We start from the raw sequence: 16,503 nt of genomic DNA on the forward strand, positions 1-16,503 counted from the left end.
AAAAAAAGAGAAGTGTAATGTAATACACTTCTCTCAATTCACTCTTGATTATAGAAAATTTCATCAACATCAGCATTACATTAATCGTTTACTAAAGAGTCTGATATTCTAAAAACCACACAGCTTTCCTGATTCTTCACCTCTATTTTATAACCATTTACTTCAAGCAATCTTTTAACTATTGAAAGCCCTAAACCAGTTTGTCCATCTATTCCTTTGTGAAACGGTTCAAATATTTTATCTATTAAATCCACCTCTATCGGTCTTCCATCATTCTCTATTATTAGTTCGCCAAATTGCCATCTTATATTCACTCTTGTTTTTGCATATCTCACTTGATTGCTAAGTATATTATCAAGTATAAATGTCCACTGTTCTTTCGTCCCTCTTGCAGGCATTTGTTCTAAAACCATATCCCACTTCAATTCAGATCTCACTATCTCAAATCGATCAACAGCTTCTTGTATCAATGGCTTTATTTCTATTTTAGAAATAGTATCCTTGCGTTTGCTCAAATAGTCCATTTTATTTAAATACAATATATTTTTAACCATATTTTCAAGCTTGTCAGTTTCTTGACCTACTATTTCAAGTGAACTCTCTAAATTACCTTTTGGGTACAATCCTCTTACTATACTATCTAGATATCCCTTTATGACCATAATTGGTGTTTTCAGTTCATGTGAAATCGCATGAAATTGATGTTTTTGCTGCTGATCATATTCATTTAGTTGCAAGCGAACACTATCCATGATAACTGATAACCTTCCAAATTCATACTTATCATCTAAAATCAATTCATCTTCCCATTCACGATTTCCTATTTTTTCAGCATTTTTTTCTAATTCTTTAAATTTATTCTTCATTCTCTTACTAAAATAACCCACCATCAAACTAACTACACTTATAAATACAATAGCTAACATTATATACGCTACAAAAAAACTACTGGTAGCTTCTTTAGAATATCTACTCCACATGCTAGAAACTACATATATTTTCTGATTATCTAGCCAATGTGCCTTTTCATGAGTTTCACTATGTTTTGTAATTTCACCTATACTATAGAGTAACGTCTGATTGCCTACTAAATACTCGAAATTTCCTTCTTTTTTCAAGTATTCTTCATTATCTTCTATTTTTTTGATTAGTTTTCCTGCATATTTTTGAGCAGCTACTGGCAATTGATTTATCCATCGTAATTTTCCCTTATCATCAATCCAAAAGAAGGTATGACTTACAGCTCTTTTATCTTTCAGTACTCTAGGACTAGCCTCTAATTTAAGTGCATATTCTAATTTCTTTTTTATTCTTTCATCGTTCGCTTCATCTTGGTCATAATTTGATTTCAAACGTTTCTCAGTTTCATTCAGTTGATTGTACTTTAATTTCCCTAAAAATGTCTCATATAATTGTAAATTAGTGTCCTGTGATGATTTTATTATCTTATAGCTTTCGTTGTAAAAATATCCGTTTATATATTTATAAAAAAATACACCAGTAATTAGTAAAAATATACTTGTTATGACCAAAAAACTCGCTAAAAATCTAGTAAATATAGATTTTTTACTCATATCCACACCACCTATAACCGTAACCATAAACAGTCTCTAATTCAAATTCAGGTAATTTTTTTCTAACCCTTCTGACTAAGTCATCAACAACTCTATCGCTTCCAAAATAATCTCTTCCCCAAACCAAATCAAGTAATTCTTCTCGTGAAAATGCTTTATTTGCATTTTTTGTAAAAACTTCAACCAAGTCATATTCTTTAGAAGTAAGTTCTATACTTTGTCCATTTTTCCTTACAAGCCTATTGTCATATAATATTTCGCAATTACTCCCTATGATTTTATTCTCAGAAGTTTTGCCATTGCCATTTGCTCTCTCCAAGATTTTTTTTATTCTAAGTATCAACTCTCTAGGCAAAAACGGCTTAGTAATATAATCTTCACTGCCAAATTCAAGTCCAACGACCCTATCTATATCACTGTCTCTAGCTGAAATAAATATAACTGGAACATCTGAATGGTGTTCTTTTACTTTTTTTATAAGAGTATATCCATCTATTTGAGGCATCATTATATCCAATACCCACAAATCAACTTCGTCTTGAATATGATCCAAAGCTTCCATACCAGAGTAAAAGCTCCTTATATTCCACCCTTCATTTTTGAGGTGAAATGTTAGAAGATCATTTAAATTTTTCTCATCATCAACTAGATAAATCGTATACATATTACCCTCCCAAAACTAAAATATAATTTTATGTACATGATACCCGCATTGTATCTTTTAACCTAGTATAGCATGAACTTATCGCTATTTTTTCAAAACATTGTGTGAAATTATGTGATAATACATCTAATTTCCCCAAATAAAAAGCTTTCAAATCTCTGCCAATTAACATATATGATTAAATGACATCAAGATTTGAAAGCTATAAATTTATAATTTATTAAAGTCAGCTAAGCTTATTTAGCTTCTTCAATAGCAACTGCAACTGCAACTGTTGCACCAACCATTGGATTGTTACCCATTCCCAAGAATCCCATCATTTCAACGTGAGCTGGTACTGATGATGATCCTGCAAATTGTGCATCTGAGTGCATTCTTCCCATAGTATCAGTCATACCATATGAAGCTGGACCTGCAGCCATATTATCTGGGTGAAGAGTTCTACCAGTTCCACCACCTGATGCTACTGAGAAATATTTTTTGCCTTGCTCAAGACATTCTTTTTTGTACGTTCCAGCAACTGGGTGTTGGAAACGAGTTGGGTTTGTAGAGTTTCCAGTTATAGATACATCTACGCCTTCTCTATGCATTATAGCAACACCTTCACGAACATCGTCTGCACCATAACATTTTACTTTTGCTCTTTCACCTTTTGAGTATGAAGTCTCTTTTACAACTTTTACTTCTCCTGAATCATAGTCAAACTCTGTTCTCACATAAGTAAATCCATTGATTCTAGAAATGATAAGAGCAGCATCTTTTCCAAGACCATTTAATATAACTCTAAGTGGTTCTTGTCTAACTTTATTAGCTGATCTAGCTATACCAATAGCACCTTCAGCTGCTGCAAATGATTCATGTCCTGCTAAGAACGCAAAACACTTTGTTTCTTCTCTAAGAAGCATAGCTGCTAAATTACCATGACCAATTCCTACATCTCTTTGATCTGCTACCGAACCTGGAATACAAAATGCTTGTAAGCCTTCCCCGACAACGCTTGCAGCCTCTGCCGCTTTTGTAATTCCTCTTTTTATTGCAATTGCAGCACCCATAGTGTATGCCCAACATGCATTTTCAAAACAAATTGGTTGTACTGATTTTACTATCTCATGTACATCTATACCTTTATCATCACAAATTTTCTTTGCCTCTTCTAATGAAGCAATCCCATTTGCCTTTAATACTTCATTTATTTTATCTATTCTTCTTTCGTAACTTTCAAATAATGCCATTATATTGCCTCCTCTCTTAGATTATTTATGACGTGGATCAATTACTCTTACTGCATCGTCGAAACGACCGTATTGACCAGTTGCTTTTTCCATTGCTGCAGCTGCTTCTTCACCCTTAGCGATCATTTCCATCATCTTTCCAAGGTGAACGAATTTGTATCCAATAATTTCGTCATTTTCATCTAATGCAACGTTTGTTACATAACCTTCTGCCATTTCTAGGTAACGTGGTCCCTTTTCTAGAGTTCCATACATTGTACCTACTTGTGAACGAAGTCCTTTACCTAAATCTTCAAGACCTGCTCCTACTGGCAATCCGCCTTCTGAGAAAGCTGTTTGTGTACGTCCATAAACGATTTGAAGGAATAATTCTCTCATCGCTGTATTGATCGCATCACATACTAAATCTGTATTAAGCGCTTCTAAAATAGTCTTACCTGGTAAGATTTCTGAAGCCATTGCTGCCGAGTGAGTCATACCAGAACATCCGATAGTCTCCACTAAAGCTTCTTGAATGATTCCATCTTTTACATTCAATGTCAATTTACAGGCTCCTTGCTGTGGTGCACACCAGCCTACCCCGTGTGTTAAACCTGAAATATCTGTTACTTCCTTTGCTCTTACCCATTTACCTTCTTCTGGGATTGGCGCTGATGGATGGTTAGCACCTTTCGCAACAGGACACATGTTTTGTACTTCTGTTGAATAAATCATCACAATACCCCTTTCTATAACATACTGCTTAACCTCTTATCGTCAACTAAATTTTGTATATCTGTCCAATAGCCTTGTTAACGACTCGTAGTGAATTTTTCACTGACTTTTTTATTGTACCACACTTTATCTAGCTTGCCTACGGTGTTTTTAGAAGTAAAGGGTTTCCCTGTGAACAAAAAAACAAGTGTGCAAATACCCCAGTATTTACACACTTTGACCGACAAATATCTAATAATTTTCTAAAAAACTATGGTGTTTCCCATCCTTTTTATATCCTAGTATAGCCCCTAGCTCTACATTCATAGCTGACTTAAATATATTTTGCTCAACTGTAGGATTATCTTCCTTAAGTTTTTTTATCAGATCCTTTACCTCATATCGCTTACCAGATATTTTCTTAGCCGCAACCATACAAGCACAATTTAGCGGTGTTATCCCACAATAATCTGCCCACTTTATAATGTCATCTTCTCTAATATATATCATGGGTCTTATGAGCTCCATATTTTCAAAATTTTGAGCTTTTATCTTCGGCATCATCGTTTTAAAACAACCTGCATACAACACATTTAATAAATTAGTTTCTATTACGTCATCAAAGTGGTGGCCAAGAGCAAGTTTGTTACATCCAAGCTCTTGAGCTTTAGCATAGAGGTTACCTCTTCTCATACGTGCACACATATAGCACGGCATATCTCCTGCAATTTCACCAACAACATTAAACAATTTAGACTCGTATATATGAGCATGGAGATTTAAAATATCACAGTTCTCCTCATGCAATTCTCTTATATCTGGGTGATACCCCGGATCCATAGTCAAAAGTACTATTTCAAAATCAACTAACTTATGCTTTACTAATTCCTGAAATAGTTTACCCATAACCAAACTATCTTTACCACCTGAAATTGCAACTGCAACCTTATCTCCCGGCTCTATTAGATTAAATTCTTTTATCCCCTTTATAAATTTCGACCATAATTGTCTTCTAAATTTTTTTGTCAAACTCTTTTCAATTTCTCTTAGTGGACGTCTTTCAGATGTTGGTACAAAAATAGGGCATCCATTACTCGCAATAGTCTTCTCTGACATATCTTCACTCCTTAAAAAATTCACCGCTACACGTTTTCAATGTTTCTATTTTATATAATTCCTGTAAATATGTAAAGAACTTATTGCACTACAAAAACAATTGTGAAAACTCCCGGCGCCCAAAGGCGTGATAGTTTCGCACTGCGCTGAAAAAACTACATAAAAATAGACTGCATATTTTTCCTTCTAAAAAAGTTAAATACGCAGTCTATATATCTTTTTTTATTCCCAATATATCAATTGCTTATTTATGCATTCTTCAAAGCAGTCAACATATCTTTGTTTAGTTAAACACGCTCACATAATTATAAAATACGGAACTCTCACTTCCATGTCAAATTTAGTATTTAACTTGGAAACGATTTGTTCTCTTGTAAGCACAATTTCCTGAAAATGCCATATACAAGAAAATACCTTGCATAAGAAATGGCACGAAGAATGACAATATTATTATCACTCCAGGAATTTCAAAACTGTCCATGAATTGATACATAAATATAATAGATGCTATAACATTTACAAATGGTACTATATATATAAGTAACCACCAAGCACTCTTATCTATAACATGGAACATAATAATAAATTGTAAAAACGGAATAAATGCAATCCAAGCGTTATCAAGCCCAGCTTTTTCAGCAATTTTATAGTACGTCAATGCATTGATCACATAAAACACAATCATGAAAAACATGAAAAAACCTGAAGCAAATAATCCACCCATCAATTCTGCTGTATTCGAAGTCATTATTTCACCTCCTTTAAGTTTATTTACTAACAATTATAACTTATTTTTTTGAATATAATACATGTTTTACTAAATTTTAATAAATTTTTATGGTTTTGTTTCGAGAAAACGCTCTCATGTACTTAACACATCGCTGAGAATAAGTTTAAAACAATACAAGTCATGATTTATACATCTTTCATAGTAAGCGCAATTCTCTTTTTCTTTATATCCAATTCTATTATCTTTACATCGACAACATCGCCTACAGAAACTATATCCAATGGATGTTTCACATACTTGTTTGCTAGCTGCGAAATGTGGACAAGTCCGTCATCATGTACTCCTATATCCACAAAAGCACCAAAATCAACCACATTTCTAACAGTTCCCTTCATAACCATGCCTTCTTTTAAATCTTTAAGAGACAATACATCACTTCTAAATACTGGTTTTGGCATCTCATCTCTTGGATCTCTTCCAGGTTTTTTTATCTCTGCTACTATGTCTTTTAATGTTGGGGCACCAACATTAAGCTCTTCTGCCATTATCTTTGTAGCCTCTGATAATGTCTTTGACTTCGTCCTTAACAATATCTTAGTTTCAATATCCTGAAGCTTACCACTTCGCAGTTCTTCTTCAGTATATCCAAGTACTTTTATCAATTGCTCTGCTGCCGAATACGATTCAGGGTGTACTGATGTATTGTCAAACACTATAGCTCCATCTGATATTCTTAAAAATCCTGCACATTGCTCAAAAGCTTTCTTTCCAAGCCTCGGAACTTTCAATAGTTCCTTTCTATTTTTAAACTTACCGTTCTCTTCTCTGTATTCTACTACATTTTTTGCAATCGTCTTATTTATACCAGATATATAAGTCAAAAGTGATGGAGATGCAGTATTTAAGTCTACACCCACATGATTTACACAATCTTCTACAACTATACTAAGTGATTCTCCCAATTGTTTTTGATTTACATCATGTTGATATTGCCCAACCCCAATTGCCTTCGGATCTATCTTCACCAATTCTGCTAGTGGATCTTGTAATCTTCGTCCTATAGATATAGCACCTCTCGTCTCTACATCTAAGTCAGGATATTCCTCCGAAGCTAATTTTGAAGCCGAATATACAGATGCTCCTGATTCACTTACTATTGTATAGTAAACTTCTCTATCTATTTTGGCCAATAATTGTGCTATAAAAGATTCTGTCTCTCTAGATGCAGTTCCATTTCCAATAGCAATGAGCTTCACATTATATTTTTCTATAAAACCTCTAACAGTTGCCTCAGCTTGTTCTAATCTCTTTCTAGGCTCTACAGGATAAATTACTGCATTATCTAAAAGTTTTCCAGTTCCATCTATAACCGCTAACTTACAACCATGTGCAAAACCAGGGTCACAAGATAGACATACTGTATCCTTAACTGGCGCTTGAAGCAACAATGGCTTCAAATTCTGAGCAAAAATTTCAATTGCACTTTCCTCTGCCCTTTCTGAAAGAGCTTTTCTTAGTTCTCTCTCAATCGAAGGCTGTATGAGTCTTTTATAGCTATCTCTAACTACTTCATCCATTGCCTTCTCAATATCTACATTTGACTGCTTAATTATTTGTCTTGAAATATAATTTATTGCAATCTCCTCGTCCAATTCAATTTTTACTTTCAATAACTTTTCTTTTTCGCCCCTATTTAGTGCTAATATCCTGTGATTTACAATCTTATTTACAGGTTCACTATAATCATAATACATCTCGTATACTGATTCTTCCTCTTTTTTGGATGCTTTTGATTGCACTAAACCTTGGTTATACATAATTTTTCTAAGTGCATCTCTGTAATCAGCAGTATCAGATATTCTTTCTGCTAGTATATCTTCCGCGCCTTTTATTGCCTCTTCTTCACTCAATATCTCTTTTTCTATATCTATGAATTTTTTTGCCTCTTCTGACAATACTGTATTTTTATCTTGAATCCAAATAATATCTGCTAATGGTTCTAAACCTTTTTCTTTAGCTATAGTGGCCCTAGTTCTTTTCTTTTTCTTATAAGGAAGATATAAGTCCTCTACACGCTGAAGGTTTTGAGCCATCTCTATCGCTTTTTTTAGCTCTGGTGTCAATTTTTCTTGTTCTGCTATGATTCTCATTACTTCTTCTTTTCTGCTTTCAAGATTTCGAAGATAGGTCAATCTCTCATCGAATTTTCGAAGTTGTTGATCATCCATCTCACCAGTCTGCTCTTTCCTATATCTCGCAATGAATGGAATCGTACTACCTTCGTCTATCATCGTAATAACATTTTCAACTTGAACTTTTTGCAAACCAAGTTCTTTAATCAATTGCTCCACTATTGTCATAAAAAATCCCCCTTATTCACAATTACCCTTCATTATAACATAGGCTTACCCTTGAGTCATTTTTTTCTGAAAATGTATTCTAATCATAATTGCTTTTCCACAAATGCTATCAAATACTCTTCGCTAGATGACTTAATTTTTTGTAAATTTATTCTAAAACAAACCACTTCTTTATCCTCTTTTTTATAAAGTTCTTCTTCAAATATAATTTTATTATGATAGTTCTTATAAACCAAATCTCTAACTTTCCAATAATTCATTGGACAAATATATTTCTTCAAACTATTTCCAATTAGATTTTTCTTTACAAAACCCGTCATTTCACAAAATTTAGCATTTACTTCCAAAATATTACCTGAAATATCCATAACTATTATTCCCTCTTGTATGTGATTAAAAAAAAACATAAATTTTTTATAATTCATGTACTGCTCTATATCTGTTTCACTATCTATTTTTTTATCAAAGAGCAGTTTAGAGTCTACCTCGAGTGCTGTGGATATTTTTTCTAGTGTCTGTAAAGACGGATTCACCCTACCTAATTCAATGTCTGATAAATACGTATTCGATATATGCGCTTTTTTTGCTAAATCAATCTGCTTTAGCTGTTTGTTCAACCTCATTGCCTTTATTTTTTCACCAATTTTCATAATTTTTTCCACTCCCTCCTACAAATATCACAATCAATAATACTTATCATTCTCTAAGCTAAAAAAAACAGGAAACCACTTAGTTTTCCTGTCCCTAATTTAATGCATATAAAACCTCATCAATTTCTTTTCACACATCCTTTTTCCTTTATTTTACTTTAGAATGCTTTTCTTTGCCGTTAAAAGCCTTATATTTTAATCATAATTCAAGATCTCTCCGTTATTTTCGAAATTTATCATCAATAATTTATAATGTTTACTTGTTTTCACTCAAAAAACATGAGGTCGACCCAACGTTTCATTTTATTTATTAAAAAAAAAATTATTTTTATCTGTTGACATTGTGTCATCTCCATTTGAGATTATAAAGGTGTCCATAACAAGAAACCTTAGCATGGTTAATGTAAGACTAAAGTTGCCGCTGATGTCTTACTATATTCCGCTTAGCAGACCCCTCTGCGAGCGAAGATTAAAGAATGTCCTCCCCCGGATATTCTTTTTTTATTTCACCACTTCCTAGTTTTTCTCCACTTCTGAAAACACAAATCAAAATCTACATATATCCATTGATTATTCTATCAATTCTTCCGATAATATTAATAGAAGATTTAGGAGGAAAAGTGTATGTCTATTCAAGATTCTATGAAAATAACAAATCAAATTCAAAATATAACATCAGGAAAAGTAAAATCAAGCGAACAACTAATGCGCGGCGAAATAGTAGATAAAATATCAGAAAATGAAGCTGAAGTAAAAGTAGGCTCTAATAGTTATCGAGTTCGTTCTGAAAAACCTCTGCCTGAAACTGAAAATTTTTCATTCAAGCTAATTGAAATACAAGAGTCTAGCTCTGGTGAAAAAACATTGATAATAGACCCTATAAAGGGATTTGAATCATCAAATACTATTAATAATGATACTCAAAATGTTTCTATAGAAACAGCTCTTCAAAACCAAAATATCAAATCTAGTCCGGAAATTTTGAAAGCGTTATCAGTTCTAAAAGATAACGGTGTAAAGCTTTCTGCTGATAATTTAAATCATATTTCGAAATTCATAAATGAAGCTTCTGGTTCTATAGATAAAAAAATCATAACTTTGCTTATGACGCATAAAAAAGGACTACCTCTAGAAAATGTATTTAGCGAAAAAATACACAAAGCTCTAAATAATCCACCTGCTAGGAATGAATTAGTTGAAAATACTAATACTTTAAAAGCACTAATATCAGATGTAACTAAAGAATTAGAATCTATTGTTTCTGAAAGTAAAATTTTAGAAAATAAAATTTTGACAAGAGAAGTAGAAGAATCTTACAAGAATCTAGAACCTAAATTCAGTAACATAAAGGCACGTCTTCTATCTGAAGAATCTCCAAATATTAAAATCATAAAAGAGAAACTTTTAGAAGCAAGTATAAAAGAACTACCAAAAAGAAATTTTGAATCCGCTAAAATATCTATAAATAATATAGAATCAAAATCCGATGCTCTAAATGTTGTAAAGTCCTTATCTGAACTAAGAGTATCCGAAGTTAAACAGCAATTAGAGCAAAATGCTACAAATTTAAAAATTTCCACAGATTGGATTAAATCAGAAATAGTTGCTGCTAAAGATTCGGCCTTGCACTCAAAAGAATTAAGTGTTTTTGAAAACTCCATAAGAGAAAATTTTTCTAAGGATATAACAATATCTCAAGAATTTAAAGATGAAATTATAAAAAAATCAATAGATTTATTAGAACCACTAAAAACTCTTGATTCCATTGGAAAGCCGGCAGTAGCACTATCAAAACTCGAACAAGTAGCTGACACTTTAATAGAATTTGCCGAATCTAAAATCAATGTAGAAACTGAAAAATCAATCTCGCTCGAAAATCATGAAAGACTTTCTAAATTGGTTGATACTTTAAAAACTTCACTTGAAAGTAGCAAATCTCTTGAAGAAATAAAATCAAAATTCGATGATATTTTGAAAAATAGTAATGAAACTCTACCAGTAAAAAAATGGCTTCGTTCTGCTTTTCAAGATGAATTAAAGAATCTCTATAATAATCTAAATAAAATGAGCACTATTGATGACAATGTCGACGTAAGATCAAAAATACCTCTAAATGCTACACTAAATGAAATTGAATCTACTTTTAATGAAAGTAAAAATGTGAAAAAAACTATAAATTTGATAGAAGAAAAACTATTAACTCATAAAGACATTCCTGAACCCATACAAAAAAGTTTAAAGAACAAAATTGCGCTCTCTCTAAATAAAGCTAAAAATTTAAGTCAATTTGGTCTTAGACGTCAAGCTGAAATACCTTTAAACAACGTACTAAAACAGCTAAAATCGGAACTAAAGCCAATACTTGAGCACCAACATAAAGAGAGCAGCACCGCTACTAAAATAGTTGATTCAAGTAATTCAAATTTAGAATCAAAAATCACAAAAACAAATACTAACGCAAATAATATTGAAAATGGTACTTCAAAATCAAATTTTAAAGTTTTGACCAAAGAAGTTAGTAATTTAGATTCTATCTCTAAAGTTGTCGATAGTGAAACCAGTTCTTCGGATTCTAGGTCTAAACCAGTCGATAGCGAAACTAGTTCCTCGGATTATAGATTTAAACCAGCCGATAGTGAAGCTTCTAAATCTAAAATAATTGCTAATAAAGATAGCTCCTCTGATTTGATATCGGACAAAGTAAGTACTAAAACTAGCCCCTTAAATTCTAAATTAAATGATGCCTTGACTATAAGACAAATTCACCAATCTGCTAAATTAGACCCTAGTTTTCATTCAAAAATTCAAACCACAATTGATAGTTTATCTAAATTACTTCAGGTAAATCTTCAATTAAATGAAACCATAGATGTCATAAAACAAGGTGAAAATGATTTGATATCTAGAAAAGCAACTGAAATTATAAGAAATTTAGAAAATATGCTAGATGCATCTGATCAAAATTTTACATCTCCTGAACAAAAAATCGAAATGATAAACGAAGCTGTTAACAAAGCTAGGCTAGATATTGGCGATTTGATACACCAGCAATTGCCAAGCTTAGAAAAAGTACTAACCAATCAGCTAAGTAATATCAGAAATCATGATTCTCTTGAATCTATAGATCTATCAGCAATTTCAAAAGCTATAACTTCAGATCAGCAATCGATATTAGACTCTATTTCAAATGCCTTAGAAAAAGCACAGATACTATCAGGTAAAAATATGGACTCAACAGCTATAAATACGATGATAAAAGCTTTAGAAGAAAATATTAAGTATGTACAAAATCTTCAATCGATCGACAATGAAACATTTGAATCCTTTAAATCTACACTTATAGATACTATCGATAATTTGAAACTAGATATAGAAAATTTTTCTAATTTGTCAGCTAATGAAGATAATTTAAATAATCCAATAGATTTATCTAAAGGATTTGAACAAATAAAATCTGATTTGAATGAGCCACAGGGTTTCAAAAAAGCTCAAAACACACTTGATAGTTTGCCATTTCCCGATGAAATAAAAGAGAAACTTTCTTCTATTCTAAAATCTGGTTCTCAAAGTGCAAAGCTTGGATATAGTCAAAGAGCTGTGGGTAAATCTCTAAAAGAAATCAATGATGTAGAAAATAAATTTAAGTCTGAAAGTGAATCTCTTAAAGTTGATAAGTCTAAAGCTGAAGAAATTGATAAAAAATTCGATAATCCTTCAAATCAAGTTTCTGATTCTGATAATATTTTAGCTTCACCAGAAATAAAAGAAATTCTAAATCCTTTAGATATAGGGACTAAAGATTTTATAGTAACAACTATCACTGAAAAAATGAAAAAAGTAGAAAAAGATTTTGCATCGATGAAACGTGACTTATCAACTACCATAAACTCCATAAAGCAGTTAGCCGAAAGCACAAGACAGCCTATACATCGTCATACTAAAGAAACTCTCGAAAAAGCCATAGCGAAATTTGATAAAATGCTAAATAAAAGTGAGCTTCTATTATACACTGACATGAAAACTGAGCGAAAACTAATAGGTTTTTCAAGTGATTTAGCTAAAGCTCAGAAATTTTTACAGCAAGGACAAAATAGTGAAGCTGCTAAAATTCTAGGTTCTGTTCAAAAAGAATTAGACAAAATGGTCTTTAAGCCATCAACATCTAAAGCTATGCATATGGTAATTGCTCAAAGAGAAGTATTGAAAAGACAAAATTTAAAAAGCTTAGTAGAGCGCGAATTAATATATGATGTAACTAAAAATGCAATCTCTAAACCATCTTCCAAAAATGTATTTGAGTTAATCCGTTCTAATGGGCTTAATTACGATAGCGATATAGCATCTGGACTTGCATCTGACGATCCAGAACTTATAAAACAAGCTGAAGAGACGCTAAAGGGAGCATTGCTGAAATGGTCTGAAAAAGATTCAAGCTCCGTTTCACAAGCAATAGATCAAACGACTGGGCAACAATTACTAAGTAAAGCTGATAATAATTCAAATCAACAAATGATGTATTTCTCACTTCCTATACAATTGAGTGAGGAACAAGGGAAGCTAAAAGTGTTTCTAAATAGTAGACGTAATGGTGATAGAATTGATTGGGAAAATACAAATTTATATTTCTTAATAGACACTCCTAGACTTGGTGAAACTGGAATACTTGTCGAAATAAAAAATAGAAATTTAAAATTAACCCTAAAGAACAATCATCTTAATTCTCTTGAAAATGCAAAAGCTAATGCAGAAAAGTTCAAGATGCATCTCCAAGAAATTGGGTATAATATCGAAGATATTTCTTTTAACAATCTTAAAAGTGAAGTAGTTTCTGATAAATCTAATACTCCTGAAGATGATCCATATTTGATTTACAATATTGATACGAAAGGAGCGTCTTGGTCGATATGATTTATAAAAAATTTAATTTCAAAAAGAAAAAAGAAGTTCAAGGTGAATCAGCCGTTGCCATAAAGTATGGAGATACTGATTCGGGGCTACCAGAAGTAAAAGCTCACGGAAAAGGTATGCTTGCAGAAAAAATAATAGAGCTAGCAAAAAAAAATAATATTCCAATGCAAGAAGATCCTTCACTAGTCGCAAATCTAATCGATTTAGACCTTGGTGATTCGGTTCCCCCTCAGCTCTATTCTGTAATAGCTGAAATATTGATTCTCATAGAAGAATTAGAGGGTGAACTGTATTGAGTAAAGAAAATATAGTCAAAAAGCTTAAGATTTACTTATAGATTGACGATAGAATTAGTGAGAAGAATTTTGGAGGTGAAGTAAGTGTACAAGGAGCTTACAGAACAAGAAATTAGCGAAATGATGCCACAAGAACTTACAAGTATCCTGTACGAAGCATGTATCGACAAGCTTGACGAAGCTTGCGATCTGATCGAACACAAATCTTATTTTAAGGCAAACCGTAAAATACAAGCTTGCAATGATATCCTGTATCGATTAGGCGCAGGACTAAAGTACGAGGTCGGTCCACTAGCAGATCAGCTTGACAACCTCTACAATTATTGTGCGGAAACCCTTATTCAAGCAAATTTAAAAAAAGACATTTCTTTGATTAAAATTGTAAAACGTATTGTAGGTGAAATCAGCGAAGGCTGGAAAATAGCTCTCGAACGAGGCAGTGAAGATACTTCTCGTGTAAATAAAAAAGTACTTGCTTATGACGGCTACGGCTATTAATCGTTTAGTAAAAGAAATGGATAGTAAAGGAGAGAGAGTTTATGCGAATCAATCATAATATTCAGGCTTTAAATGCCTATCGTAATCTTTCAATGAACCAAACAACGATGACTAAGCATCTCGAGAAATTATCTTCGGGACTTCGAATCAATCGTGCAGCTGATGATGCTGCTGGTTTGGCAATTTCTGAAAAAATGCGTTCACAAATTAGAGGTTTACAGATGGCTGAAAGAAATGCACTAGATGGTATTTCATTAATTCAAACATCAGAAGGAGCGCTTGCAGAAGTTCACTCTATGCTACAGCGTATGAGAGAACTAGCTGTGCAATCATCAAATGATACAAATACAAATGAGGACCGTGAAGGAATCCAAAAAGAGGTTTCTCAATTAATAGACGAAATCGATAGAATCTCTGCGAACACAGAATTCAACCAATTGGATTTATTAAATGGTGCTAGAAGTTCAAATGAAATATATGCAACTAGCGATGTGAAAATCACATCACCAACTAATAACGTAAACATCGTTGCTTCTGGACTTGATGCAAATAATGTTTTGAGCTTGACTATGGCTGATGATATAAAAATTACAGCTAATTTGAGTCAAAGAGACTACGATGGTTCAGTTGGAAAAACTGCTCATGACTTAGCTCAAGATGTAAAGAATCAAATCATAGGGGTAGATACAAACATAAATGAAAAAGAATATATCAGTATAGGAGTAGACAAGCCTTATCAACAAGGATCTACTGCAAAAATGGCTGGAACATCTGATATCCCCGATTTCAGTGTAACACCACTAAACCTTACTTCTATAGGAAATGAAGTTTCTATAAAAGTAAACGGAACAGACTACAAAGTAGACAATGCAGCTCTAAAATCACTTTCTTCTAGTTCTACAAAAGAAGATGTGCTTAACTTGTATAACAATGCTGTTGATGAGTTTGGAAATAAATTGTCATCTGTTGCATATGTTGAATTGTCAGGAAGTAAGATAAATATAGAAACTATGGAAGCTGGAACTGATGCTACTCTAAGTATCACTGTATCTGGTGCAGATGCTGCTGCTGTTCAATCAGCTATGGGATTAAATGCTCCTACTATAGTAAATGGTGGTGCAGCTGGCGAGACTTCTGCTAAGTACTCTGCAGTATTCACTCAAAACTTAATTCCTGGTGATGTACTTAGAGTTGGAGATAAAACTTATACTGCAGTAGCTGCTACAGCGACTCCTGGTGCTAATGAATTCCGAATTGGAACTGGCGCTACTATTGACGATCAAGTAAAAGATCTACAATCAAATGTCATAGCTGCAATAAATGCAGATACTGGATCTGACTTTACAGCGAGTCTACATGCTGGCAAGATAGTTTTAAAAGAAAAAACTACAGGTTCAACGAGTCTACCATCATTTGTAGTAGATAAAGAAAGTACTCCTTACTCACGATTTGTAGCAGATCCTACGGCTGCTAACTTCTCTGCATTAGCTAAAACAGCTAAACAAGGAAGTTTAATAGATGCTGTGAACAACCTTACTACAGGTCAAATGACTGCTAAAGGTTATCCTGATTCTAGTGATTTATCTAAAGCTAAATTTTTAAACGATATAATCGCTGGAACTAATAAATTTGATGTAAAATACGATGAAGCAAAACAAAGATTTGCTATAAAAAGTAATTACAAACTAAGAATGGATGAAGAAAAATCTACAGCAGCTGCTGATCTTGGAATGACAAATTTATTTAGAGGTTTAGATCTTCAAATTGGTGCTAATATAGGAC

Annotated in this window: 11 protein-coding genes and 1 pseudogene; 4 read left to right on the plus strand and 8 right to left on the minus strand. The window is 32.7% G+C overall.

Annotated elements, in window-relative coordinates; translation table 11 throughout:
• Window positions 1-80: 80 nt before the first annotated feature.
• The 8 genes from N4A40_15585 to N4A40_15620 form a co-directional block, all read right to left on the minus strand.
• A complete protein-coding gene (locus N4A40_15585) occupies window positions 81-1,574 on the minus strand; it encodes a HAMP domain-containing histidine kinase (protein MCT4663279.1) in 1,494 nt (497 codons plus the stop codon).
• A complete protein-coding gene (locus N4A40_15590) occupies window positions 1,567-2,238 on the minus strand; it encodes a response regulator transcription factor (protein MCT4663280.1) in 672 nt (223 codons plus the stop codon). Before N4A40_15590 ends, N4A40_15585 begins: the two co-directional genes overlap by 8 nt.
• Before the next feature lie 236 nt (window positions 2,239-2,474).
• Window positions 2,475-3,470, minus strand: coding sequence for a GGGtGRT protein (locus tag N4A40_15595; GenBank protein MCT4663281.1), 996 nt, complete (start codon window positions 3,468-3,470; stop codon window positions 2,475-2,477).
• A gap of 21 nt (window positions 3,471-3,491) precedes the next feature.
• Window positions 3,492-4,157: a hypothetical protein gene (locus tag N4A40_15600; protein ID MCT4663282.1), complete on the minus strand. Its 666-nt coding sequence runs from the start codon at window positions 4,155-4,157 to the stop codon at window positions 3,492-3,494.
• A 258-nt stretch (window positions 4,158-4,415) separates the two neighbouring features.
• Window positions 4,416-5,279 carry a tRNA 2-thiocytidine biosynthesis protein TtcA gene (locus N4A40_15605; GenBank protein MCT4663283.1) on the minus strand — a complete coding sequence of 288 codons (864 nt, stop codon included), beginning with the start codon at window positions 5,277-5,279 and terminating at the stop codon, window positions 4,416-4,418.
• A 340-nt stretch (window positions 5,280-5,619) separates the two neighbouring features.
• Entirely contained in the window at window positions 5,620-6,027 is a 408-nt protein-coding gene (locus N4A40_15610) for a DUF5684 domain-containing protein (protein MCT4663284.1), read from the minus strand.
• Window positions 6,028-6,194: 167 nt separating this feature from the next.
• The gene (locus tag N4A40_15615; GenBank protein ID MCT4663285.1) at window positions 6,195-8,369 is read right to left on the minus strand and encodes an RNA-binding transcriptional accessory protein; all 2,175 of its coding nucleotides are present in this window, start codon (window positions 8,367-8,369) and stop codon (window positions 6,195-6,197) included.
• Between the two features lie 83 nt (window positions 8,370-8,452).
• Window positions 8,453-9,031, minus strand: coding sequence for a helix-turn-helix domain-containing protein (locus N4A40_15620; GenBank protein MCT4663286.1), 579 nt, complete (start codon window positions 9,029-9,031; stop codon window positions 8,453-8,455).
• 612 nt (window positions 9,032-9,643) lie between these two features.
• Here N4A40_15620 and N4A40_15625 point away from each other — a divergent pair.
• From N4A40_15625 to N4A40_15640, 4 genes and pseudogenes are all read left to right on the plus strand, one after another.
• Window positions 9,644-13,927, plus strand: a complete 4,284-nt coding sequence (locus N4A40_15625; protein MCT4663287.1) for a hypothetical protein — start codon at window positions 9,644-9,646, stop codon at window positions 13,925-13,927.
• Window positions 13,924-14,223 carry an EscU/YscU/HrcU family type III secretion system export apparatus switch protein gene (locus N4A40_15630; protein ID MCT4663288.1) on the plus strand — a complete coding sequence of 100 codons (300 nt, stop codon included), beginning with the start codon at window positions 13,924-13,926 and terminating at the stop codon, window positions 14,221-14,223. Before N4A40_15625 ends, N4A40_15630 begins: the two co-directional genes overlap by 4 nt.
• A gap of 84 nt (window positions 14,224-14,307) precedes the next feature.
• Window positions 14,308-14,721, plus strand: coding sequence for a flagellar export chaperone FliS (fliS, locus tag N4A40_15635; protein ID MCT4663289.1), 414 nt, complete (start codon window positions 14,308-14,310; stop codon window positions 14,719-14,721).
• A 41-nt stretch (window positions 14,722-14,762) separates the two neighbouring features.
• Window positions 14,763-15,176 (plus strand): annotated as a pseudogene (locus tag N4A40_15640) (flagellin protein FlaA).
• Window positions 15,177-16,503 lie beyond the last annotated feature (1,327 nt).

The organism is Tissierellales bacterium, from assembly GCA_025210965.1.
Classification (GTDB): Bacteria; Bacillota; Clostridia; order Tissierellales; family JAOAQY01; genus JAOAQY01.

Coding starts and splice junctions, on each gene's coding strand:
- N4A40_15585 (MCT4663279.1), bottom strand. CDS start 1,574: ATGAGTAAAAAATCTATATTTACTAGATTTTTAGCGAGTTTTTTGGTC.
- N4A40_15590 (MCT4663280.1), bottom strand. CDS start 2,238: ATGTATACGATTTATCTAGTTGATGATGAGAAAAATTTAAATGATCTT.
- N4A40_15595 (MCT4663281.1), bottom strand. CDS start 3,470: ATGGCATTATTTGAAAGTTACGAAAGAAGAATAGATAAAATAAATGAA.
- N4A40_15600 (MCT4663282.1), bottom strand. CDS start 4,157: ATGTGTCCTGTTGCGAAAGGTGCTAACCATCCATCAGCGCCAATCCCA.
- N4A40_15605 (MCT4663283.1), bottom strand. CDS start 5,279: ATGTCAGAGAAGACTATTGCGAGTAATGGATGCCCTATTTTTGTACCA.
- N4A40_15610 (MCT4663284.1), bottom strand. CDS start 6,027: ATGACTTCGAATACAGCAGAATTGATGGGTGGATTATTTGCTTCAGGT.
- N4A40_15615 (MCT4663285.1), bottom strand. CDS start 8,369: ATGACAATAGTGGAGCAATTGATTAAAGAACTTGGTTTGCAAAAAGTT.
- N4A40_15625 (MCT4663287.1), top strand. CDS start 9,644: ATGTCTATTCAAGATTCTATGAAAATAACAAATCAAATTCAAAATATA.
- N4A40_15630 (MCT4663288.1), top strand. CDS start 13,924: ATGATTTATAAAAAATTTAATTTCAAAAAGAAAAAAGAAGTTCAAGGT.